This window comes from Micromonospora endophytica (genome assembly GCF_003236305.1).
Lineage (GTDB): Bacteria > Actinomycetota > Actinomycetes > Mycobacteriales > Micromonosporaceae > Micromonospora > Micromonospora endophytica.
Genome location: NZ_POTX01000261.1, coordinates 1 through 8,079, shown reverse-complemented (window position 1 = coordinate 8,079; position 8,079 = coordinate 1). Strand labels below are relative to the sequence as shown.

Here is an 8,079-nt window from a genome sequence, read left to right as displayed (position 1 = left end):
GCCCCGCACCCCCACCGACACCACCGACGACGAGGATGCCGAGACGGTCGACGCCGGTCCCGACCGGGTCGGTGGACTGGTGGACATGGCCGACGACATTCCGGCCGACGTGGCGGGCCGCCAGCAGCACCGCCGCCCGATCCTCGCCGACTGGGCGCGCTCCGGCCGCGCACTGCGCGCCGCCGTCAAGCATCAGAGCAAGGACGTCGGGTACGTGACCGCCTACCACGGCGTCCGGCTGCCGAAATACGCGGTCAAGGCCCTGGCGTGGGCGCCGATCGGTGCGGTCCGCAGTATCGGCAACGCGGTGCGGTGGGCGGCTGCTGAGGAGGGGAACTGGCATCTGCGGCAGGCCGCCGCGTCCCGAGGTGACGCCGACACGTGGTTGAAGCTGGACGCCCGCCGTCAGCGTCAGTCGGTGTGGCGGTGGTGGGTCCTCGCGGCCGCAACCGCAGGCACCGGAACCGGCGTCATCGTCCTCGCGGCTGGTCCGTCGTGGTGGTCGGCGGTAGCCGGCGCAGTGGTCGTGCCGTGGCTGGCGACCCGTGGCCGCCCCGCAGACAGGCCGCTCACGGATCGGGTGACGGAGGGCACCCGCTACCGCAAGCTCACCGCCGAGTTGGTGCGGCGGGCGCTGACCTCGTTGCAGATGGCCGCGATCAACTCGGCGGTAGCCAAGGACCCCAAGGCCATCACCTTCCCCGTCGACATCCATCGGGACGGCCCCGGTCACCTCGCCGTGGTGGACCTGCCCTACGGCGTCGAAGCGGCCGAGGTCGTCGCACGGCGGGGACGCCTTGCCTCGGCGATGCGTCTGCCGTTGGATCAGGTGTGGCCCGAACCCGCCCCCGGTCACACCGGACGCCTGGCCCTGTGGGTCGGCTACGAACCCGCCTCGCAGATGAAGCAACCCGCGTGGCCGCTGCTGTCCAGCACGGCGCGGGTCGACGTGTTCAAGCCGTTCCCGTTCGCCACCACGCCGCGTCTGGACACGGTGGCGGTGGATCTGATGTTCCGCAACTTCCTGTTCGGCGGCCAGCCCGGTAGCGGGAAGACGTTCGCGTTGCGGGACCTCGTGTTGGCCGCAGCCCTCGACCCCCGGACGGAGATTCGCGGCTACGAGTTGAAGGGCGTCGGGGACTTCGCCGTGTTGGAGCCGGTGATGGCCGAGTACGGCAACGGCTTCGACGACGACACCCTCGCCCGGTGCTTCGGGTTCATCGAGTGGCTGTACGAGGAATGCCGCCGCCGCTCCAAGCGCATCGAGCACTACGCGAGGCTGGGCAAGGCCCCGGAGAACAAGGTGACGCCGGAACTGGCGTCGCTCAAGGGGTCGGGGCTTCATCCGCTGGTGGCGTGGTTCGATGAGCTGCAAGAGCTGATGACCAGCAAGTACGGCAAGGATGCCGGGGAGTTGTTGGAGAAGGTCATCAAGCTGGGCCGGGCGCTCGGGGTGATCATCCTGATCGGGACGCAGATTCCCGACAAGGACAGCTTGCCGACCGGTATCACCCGCAACGTCAACTCCCGGTTCTGCCTGTCCGTGGCCGATCAGACTGCCAACGACATGATCCTGGGCACCTCGGCCTACAAGCAGGGGTTGCGCGCCACGGTGTTCCAGCCGGTCATTGAGGCCGGGTGGGGCATCCTGCGGGGGTTCGGGTCGAAGGCGTCGGCGGTCCGGTCGTTCTACGTCGACACCACCGCCGCCGCCCGCATCGTCACCCGCGCCGTGGCACTGCGGCAGACCGCCGGGACGTTGCCCGTGCCGGACGAGCAGACCCGGCAGGTGGCCCCGGTGGCCGACGTGCTCGGCGACCTCGCCCAGGTGTGGCCGGGGGATGAGAAGTCGGCGTGGAACGAAACGCTGTGCGGTCTGCTCGCCGAACTGCGACCCGACGTCTACGGCGGGTGGGAAGCCGCACAGCTCACCACCGCACTCAAGCCGCATCCGTTGATCAAGGTCGGGGATGTGGGTCGGCGCATCGACGGCAAGTCGGTCACGCGGCGCGGAATCAAGCACACCGATCTGCTGGCTGCGATTGCGGAGCGTGACCGGAAGCGGTCCGCCGACTGACCGCGCCGCAGGGTGCTAGCGCTAGCGGCCCGTGCTGCTAGCGCTAGCACCCCCGCTAGCACCCGAACCGAATCATGAGCTGCCCTCTAGCGGATAGCAGCTCACAGTCCTTCACGCCCGAAAACCGGCCCGGGAGGCTGTCATGGACCCCCTGCTCACCGCCGCTATCACCCTGGCCACCATCCCCGCACTGATCACCCTCGGTTACGGCCTCCTGTGCTGGGTCGCCCCGTTCACCACCTGCCGACGCTGCGTCGGGACCGGGCAGACGACGACCCGGTTCCTGCGTCGGCCGCGTGCCTGCCGACGCTGCGACCGGGGACAGCGACTGCGCACCGGCAGGCGCGTCTACAACACCTTCCACCGGATGCGCAGCGAGGCGCACCGGTGAACCGGCGGGCCGCCGGTCACACCGACTGGTGCGGCCGAGACCACCGCTGCAACCTCGGCGAACACCGCTCCGACGAAATCGTGGTCGACATCGCCGGGCGGGCGCGGGCCGTGCTGGTGCGGGTGCGCACCGCCGCCGGCCGCGACCACGCCGAGATTCGCGTTCGTGTCGCGCTCGCCCCCGCTGAGGTGGCGGCCCGCCGCCAGTTGGTCGGGCTGCTCGGTGATCTGCGGCAGGCGGTCACCCGCGCGGCGATCGCGGGTCGGCCTCGGCCGGGTCGGGCCGGGACGTGACCGGCGGCCGGTGCGGTCATTGGATCGGCGCCGCTGGCCGCTACTGCCACAACCCGGACGGGCTGCGGCCCTACCTGCAAGGGCTGCGCTGTCCCGCTCACACACCCGCCGCTCTGGCCGGGCGGCCCGAGGTTCCGTCAACGCCTATCCACGCTCCGACCATCCCGCACGGGAGTCTCACCATGACCCATGACCTGCTTACCGCAGCGCTCGGCCACGCCGAACGCGGCTGGCACGTCTTCCCGCTACGCCCCGACGACAAGCGACCCGCGTTCCCCGATCACCCCGCCGACCGGTGCGCCGGCCGTGACCCGCGCTGCCGCGCCGGGCATGTCGGCTGGGAGGCACGGGCCACCACCGACCCGGACCGCATCCGCCGGGCGTGGACCGTCCGGCCGTACGGAATCGGCATCGCGTGTGGCCCGTCCCGCCTGGTCGTGGTCGACCTGGACACGCCGAAGGAGCCCGAGACTGGCGGGCGGGACGGCGTGGCGGTGCTCGCGGAGCTGGCCGACGCGCACGGCGCGACCATCGACCCGACGTACACCGTGATCACCGGTCGGGGCGGTACGCACCTGTACTACCAGCACCCGACCACCGGCCCGACCCTGCGAAACACCGCCGGCACGCTCGGGCCGATGGTCGACACCCGCGCCGCCGGTGGCTACGTCGTGGCGGCCGGTTCCACCGTCGCCGGCCGCCCCTACGTCGTGGCGTTGGACTGCGACCCCGGCCCGCTGCCCGCGTGGCTGGCCGACCTACTCGCCCCCGCACCGTTGCCACCGCAGCGGCCGGTGGTGGTCGACCTGCCCACCAACCGGGCCGGCGCCTACGTGCGGGCCGCCATCGGCCGGGAAGTCGACCGGGTGACCAGTGCCGCCGCCGGAGAGCGAAACCGCACCCTCTACGTGGCTGCCGTGGCGCTCGGGCAGTTGGTAGCCGGTGGCGCGCTCGCCGAGGACGACGCCCAGAGCGTGCTGGAACAGGCGGGGGTGACGGCCGGGTTGCGCACCGCCGAGGCGTACCGCACCGTCCGATCCGGGCTGACCGCTGGTGCGCGCCGGCCTCGGGCGGTGGCCGCATGAGCGCCGCCCGTCTTCACCTGGTCACCAACCAGCAGGACGCCACCGCCGGGCAGTCGCCGGGCGGGCCGCTGTGGGATGTTCCAGTGCCCTTGACCGGGCCGACTGCGGCGCCGCCGCCGTTCCCGGTGGAGGTGTTCCCGCGATGGTTGGGCGACATGGTGACCGGCGTTGCCCAGTTCACCGCCACCGATCCGGCGATGGCCGGCACCCTCGCCATGGCCGTGCTCTCCGCGTGCGCGGGCGGCCGGCTGGAAGTCGAACCCGTGGCCGGGTGGCGGGAGCCGGTGAACATCTTCGCTGCCGTCATCGCCGGCCCCGGCGAACGCAAGAGCCCGGTGCATCGGGCGATGACCGCGCCCCTGTTCGCGGCTCAGTCGACGCTCGCCGACGCGGCGCGACCTCGGATTGCTGAGGCCGCCGCGCTGCGGGACATCGCCGACCGGCACGCCGAGCAGGCCAAGACGGCTGCGGCGAAGGCCAGCGACCCGCACAAGCGCGACGAAGCAGCGGCCGAGGCGGTAGCCGCCGCGATCGCCGCTGAGGCCATCACCGTTCCTGGCCTGCCGAAACTGATCGTGGACGACGCCACCCCCGAGGCGCTGATCGGGTTGATGGCGGCCAACGGCGGACGGATGGCGATCATCAGTGATGAAGGCGGGATCTTCGACACCCTCGCCGGTCGGTACTCCGGCGCACCGAACCTTGACCCGTACTTGAAGGGTCACGCCGGGCAGCCGATGAGCAACGAACGGCAGACCCGCGAAGGCGCATCCGTCGAGAAACCGGCGCTCACCGTGTGCGTGATGGCGCAGCCGACCGTGCTGCGTAAGTTCGGCGGCAACGCCGACCTCGCCGGACGTGGCCTACCCGCCCGGTTCCTGTTCGCCCTACCCCGATCGCTGGCCGGGTGGCGGCCGGTGGACACGCCACCGGTGCCGGAGCAGGTGACGGTCGGCTACCGCCACCGCGTGCACGACCTGGCCGCCACCCTCGCCGAATGGACCGACCCGGCCGTGGTCACCCTCACCGACGACGCCTCCCGCGTACGGCGGGCCGCCGCCGAGCAGGTCGAGACCGAGCTACGGCCCGGCGGAAGCCTCTACGACATGCGCGAATGGGGCAACAAGCTCTCCGGCGCAACACTGCGCCTCGCCGGCCTGTTGCACGTCGCGCACCACCCGGCGGACGGATGGCGACGGCCGATCGACGCCGACCGGATGGCCGACGCCGTACGGCTGGCCGAGTTCTTCGCCGCGCACTACCGGACTGCGCTGACCACGATCGGCAGCGACGCGGCGGTGGAGAACGCCCGGTACGTGCTCGGCGTGCTCACCGGCAAGGGCATGACCACCTTCACCCGCCGGGAGCTACACCGCCGCGTGTCCCGCCGGCTACCCAAGTCCGACGACGTGTCGGCGGTACTTGCCGAACTGGCCGCGCTCGGATGGGTCCGCAGCGGGCCGGACGGCCGGTACGAGCTGCACCCACGCGCCACCGCCGAGGACCCCGGAAGCGTTGACACGCTGACACCCGACCCCGACCCCGACGTTTCCGCAGGTCAAGAGGCACACGAGGGTGTCAACGGGCCGCGTTGACACCCGTTGACAGGCGTTGACAATCCGTCGCCGGCCCGCCCGGTGTCAACGGGTGTCAACGCCTGTCAACGGGCCACGTTGACACCCACACACCCGCCCCCACCTGCGGAAACGCTCGCACATCGGCGGATTGTCAACGTGTCAACGCTTACCGGCCCCACCACCGGGACGCCACCGGACGCCACCGGCCACCCGACCGGCCCGCCGATGGACCGCAAACGGCCCGCTGAAAGCGACTGAGAGCGCCACGCCCTACGCCTAACACCGGGACACCCGAGATCTTGCCTCTACGGCGCTCTCAGCGGGCCGCTCCATGCCCTTCTGCGGCGATACCTCCCTGTTCCTCCACAAGTGACCGCCACCGACCGGAAGGCCGCCACCGTGCGAATCAGGCTGCACGGCACACCCGCTGAAACAGCCGCAGCACTCGACACCCTCGCCCAAGTACTGCACATCCGCCACGCCTCCCGGCCCTACCCCGACCGCCGACCCCCCATGTTCCAGCGCATCTACCTCGACGCCACCCCGAGGGAGGACATCCGCCGATGAGCACCCCCGACAACCGCGTGGTTTTGACCATCGAGCAGGCCGCAGAGCGACTCGGTATCGGCCGCACCACGATGTACGCCCTGATCAAGACGGGTCAGATTCGCACCGTCACCATCGGCCGGCTGCGCCGAGTCCCCACCTTCTGCCTTGACGAGTACGTACAGAGCCTTTTGTCCAGCCCGACGCAACTCGACCAAGCCGCCTGACGAAAGGAGCCCGACGAATGGGAAGAAAGCCGAACGGCGCATCCAGCATCTACAAGGGCGGTGACGGCTACTGGCACGGCCGGGTAACGGTCGGCGTCAAGGACGATGGCAGGCCCGACCGGCGGCACGTTCAGGCGAGGACCGAGGCCGAGGTAATCCGCAAGGTTCGTGCCCTGGAACGGGAGCGCGACAACGGGACGGTTCGGAAGCCGGGTAGCCGCTGGACGGTCGAGAAGTGGCTTACGCACTGGGTCGAGAACATCGCCGGCCCGGTGGTGCGGACGAACACCCTCGACGGCTACCGGGTCGCCGTTCGTCGGCACCTGATTCCCGGTGTCGGTGCCCACCGCCTTGACCGCCTGGAGCCCGAACACCTGGAACGGCTCTACGTCCGGATGATGGCCAACGGCAGCGCGGCCGGCACCGCCCACCAGGCGCACCGAACCATACGCACGGCACTTGGCGAGGCGGTCCGTCGTGGGCACCTCGCCCGAAACCCTGCCGCGCTGGCCAAGCCACCCCGCCTGCCGGATTCCGAGGTGCAGCCGTACTCCGTCCCGGAGGTACAGGCGATCCTGCGTGCGGCATCGTCACGGCGGAACAGCGCGCGATGGGCGGTGGCGCTGGCGCTCGGTCTGCGCCAGGGCGAAGCGCTCGGCATCAAATGGTCGGATGTGGATTTGGACAACGGATCGTTGACCGTCCGCCGGGCACTGCTTCGGCCGAAATGGCGGCACGGTTGCGACGGGAAGTGCGAACAGAAGTTGCCCGGTCAATGTCCCGAGCGGGTGAACGAACGCCCGGTTGCGGCTGACACGAAATCGCGTGCTGGTCGACGCTCAATCGGCTTGCCGGATGCCCTGGTCGACCTGCTGCGACGGCATTGGAAAGAACAGGACGCCGAGCGCGAAACCGCCGCGCAACTCTGGCGGGACGACGGATGGGTGTTCGCCTCGCCGACCGGCGAGGCGATCCACCAGGCGACGGATTATGACGAGTGGAAACGGTTGCTCAAGCTCGCCGGAGTGCGGGACGGCCGGCTGCACGACGCTCGGCATACCGCCGCCACCGCGCTCCTGGTTCTCGGCGTCTCCGGCCGCGCCGTCATGGGCATCATGGGTTGGTCCAACTCGGCGATGGCGGTCCGGTACCAGCACATGACCGACCAGGTACGCCGGGACATCGCGCAGCAACTCGGCGGACTGCTCTGGGGCGACCCGCCGACCGGGCCGGGGGAGAAGGTCACCGAGCCGCCGCCCGACCAGCCGGAACAGGGCAAGTGAGACGACAACTGAGACGAGAGCGACCGTAGACACGACTCAGGGCCGGTCCCTTCGGGGGCCGGCCCTGTCGTTTTTCCAGCTCAAGCGAGCGGAGGATACGAGATTCGAACTCGTGAGGGTGTAAACCCAACACGCTTTCCAAGCGTGCGCCCTAGGCCTCTAGGCGAATCCTCCGCCGAACAGGATACAGGTCCCCGCTGTCCGGCCCACCCCGGCCACCCCCTGAAGATCCACGGCGGGTCAGGTACGCTGGTGGCACCTCCCGTGCGGCGGTATCTCGTGAACCTCCCCAGGGCCGGAAGGCAGCAAGGATAAGCGAGCTCTGCCGGGTGCACGGGGGGCCTTTCTGTCTCCGGCCCGGCTCCGGAGAGTTCCGCCCTGCCCCGGCGTGCTCCCGCGCCGGCTTCGGCGCTCCAGTTGCGGCGGGTCGGGGCTTCCGGGCGGCGGGAGGGCACGGTACGCCGCAACCCAAGTGGATCAAGCATCCGGCACCTGCTGCCGCTGCCGCGCTGGCTGTGAGTGTTGGCTGCGGCTGTTAATAGGGGGCCCTTCCTATACACGAGGCGTTAATAGGGGGCCCTTCCTTGCACTCTCATCAGC

General features: G+C 70.4%; 7 protein-coding genes, 1 tRNA gene and 1 other RNA gene. 8 read left to right on the top strand and 1 reads right to left on the bottom strand.

The window, feature by feature from the left end; genetic code table 11:
- The 7 genes from C1I93_RS26000 to C1I93_RS25965 form a co-directional block, all read left to right on the top strand.
- A partial coding sequence (locus C1I93_RS26000) for a cell division protein FtsK (protein WP_220039601.1) occupies positions 1-2,077 on the top strand: 2,077 nt, incomplete at its 5' end.
- Positions 2,078-2,219: 142 nt separating this feature from the next.
- Positions 2,220-2,468: a hypothetical protein gene (locus C1I93_RS25995; RefSeq protein WP_111245912.1), complete on the top strand. Its 249-nt coding sequence runs from the start codon at positions 2,220-2,222 to the stop codon at positions 2,466-2,468.
- The gene (locus C1I93_RS25990; RefSeq protein ID WP_111245911.1) at positions 2,465-2,761 is read left to right on the top strand and encodes a hypothetical protein; all 297 of its coding nucleotides are present in this window, start codon (positions 2,465-2,467) and stop codon (positions 2,759-2,761) included. Before C1I93_RS25995 ends, C1I93_RS25990 begins: the two co-directional genes overlap by 4 nt.
- Positions 2,762-2,943: 182 nt before the next feature.
- Positions 2,944-3,846: a bifunctional DNA primase/polymerase gene (locus C1I93_RS25985; protein ID WP_111245910.1), complete on the top strand. Its 903-nt coding sequence runs from the start codon at positions 2,944-2,946 to the stop codon at positions 3,844-3,846.
- On the top strand, positions 3,843-5,441 hold the full coding sequence (locus tag C1I93_RS25980; protein ID WP_111245909.1) for a YfjI family protein: 1,599 nt from the start codon (positions 3,843-3,845) through the stop codon (positions 5,439-5,441). Before C1I93_RS25985 ends, C1I93_RS25980 begins: the two co-directional genes overlap by 4 nt.
- Before the next feature lie 545 nt (positions 5,442-5,986).
- Positions 5,987-6,196 carry a helix-turn-helix domain-containing protein gene (locus C1I93_RS25970; RefSeq protein ID WP_111245907.1) on the top strand — a complete coding sequence of 70 codons (210 nt, stop codon included), beginning with the start codon at positions 5,987-5,989 and terminating at the stop codon, positions 6,194-6,196.
- Positions 6,197-6,213: 17 nt separating this feature from the next.
- On the top strand, positions 6,214-7,479 hold the full coding sequence (locus C1I93_RS25965) for a tyrosine-type recombinase/integrase (protein ID WP_111245906.1): 1,266 nt from the start codon (positions 6,214-6,216) through the stop codon (positions 7,477-7,479).
- Positions 7,480-7,568: 89 nt separating this feature from the next.
- Here C1I93_RS25965 and C1I93_RS25960 read toward each other — a convergent pair.
- Positions 7,569-7,653, bottom strand: a tRNA-Ser gene (locus tag C1I93_RS25960).
- Positions 7,654-7,735: 82 nt separating this feature from the next.
- Between C1I93_RS25960 and ffs the strand changes: the two genes are divergently transcribed.
- Positions 7,736-7,825, top strand: an RNA gene (gene ffs, locus C1I93_RS25955) — signal recognition particle sRNA small type.
- Positions 7,826-8,079 lie beyond the last annotated feature (254 nt).

What these genes read in the sequence shown, in the direction of transcription:
- C1I93_RS25980 (WP_111245909.1), top strand. Translation starts at nt 3,843, where the DNA reads ATGAGCGCCGCCCGTCTTCACCTGGTCACCAACCAGCAGGACGCCACC.
- C1I93_RS25985 (WP_111245910.1), top strand. Translation starts at nt 2,944, where the DNA reads ATGACCCATGACCTGCTTACCGCAGCGCTCGGCCACGCCGAACGCGGC.
- C1I93_RS25965 (WP_111245906.1), top strand. Translation starts at nt 6,214, where the DNA reads ATGGGAAGAAAGCCGAACGGCGCATCCAGCATCTACAAGGGCGGTGAC.
- C1I93_RS25970 (WP_111245907.1), top strand. Translation starts at nt 5,987, where the DNA reads ATGAGCACCCCCGACAACCGCGTGGTTTTGACCATCGAGCAGGCCGCA.
- C1I93_RS25995 (WP_111245912.1), top strand. Translation starts at nt 2,220, where the DNA reads ATGGACCCCCTGCTCACCGCCGCTATCACCCTGGCCACCATCCCCGCA.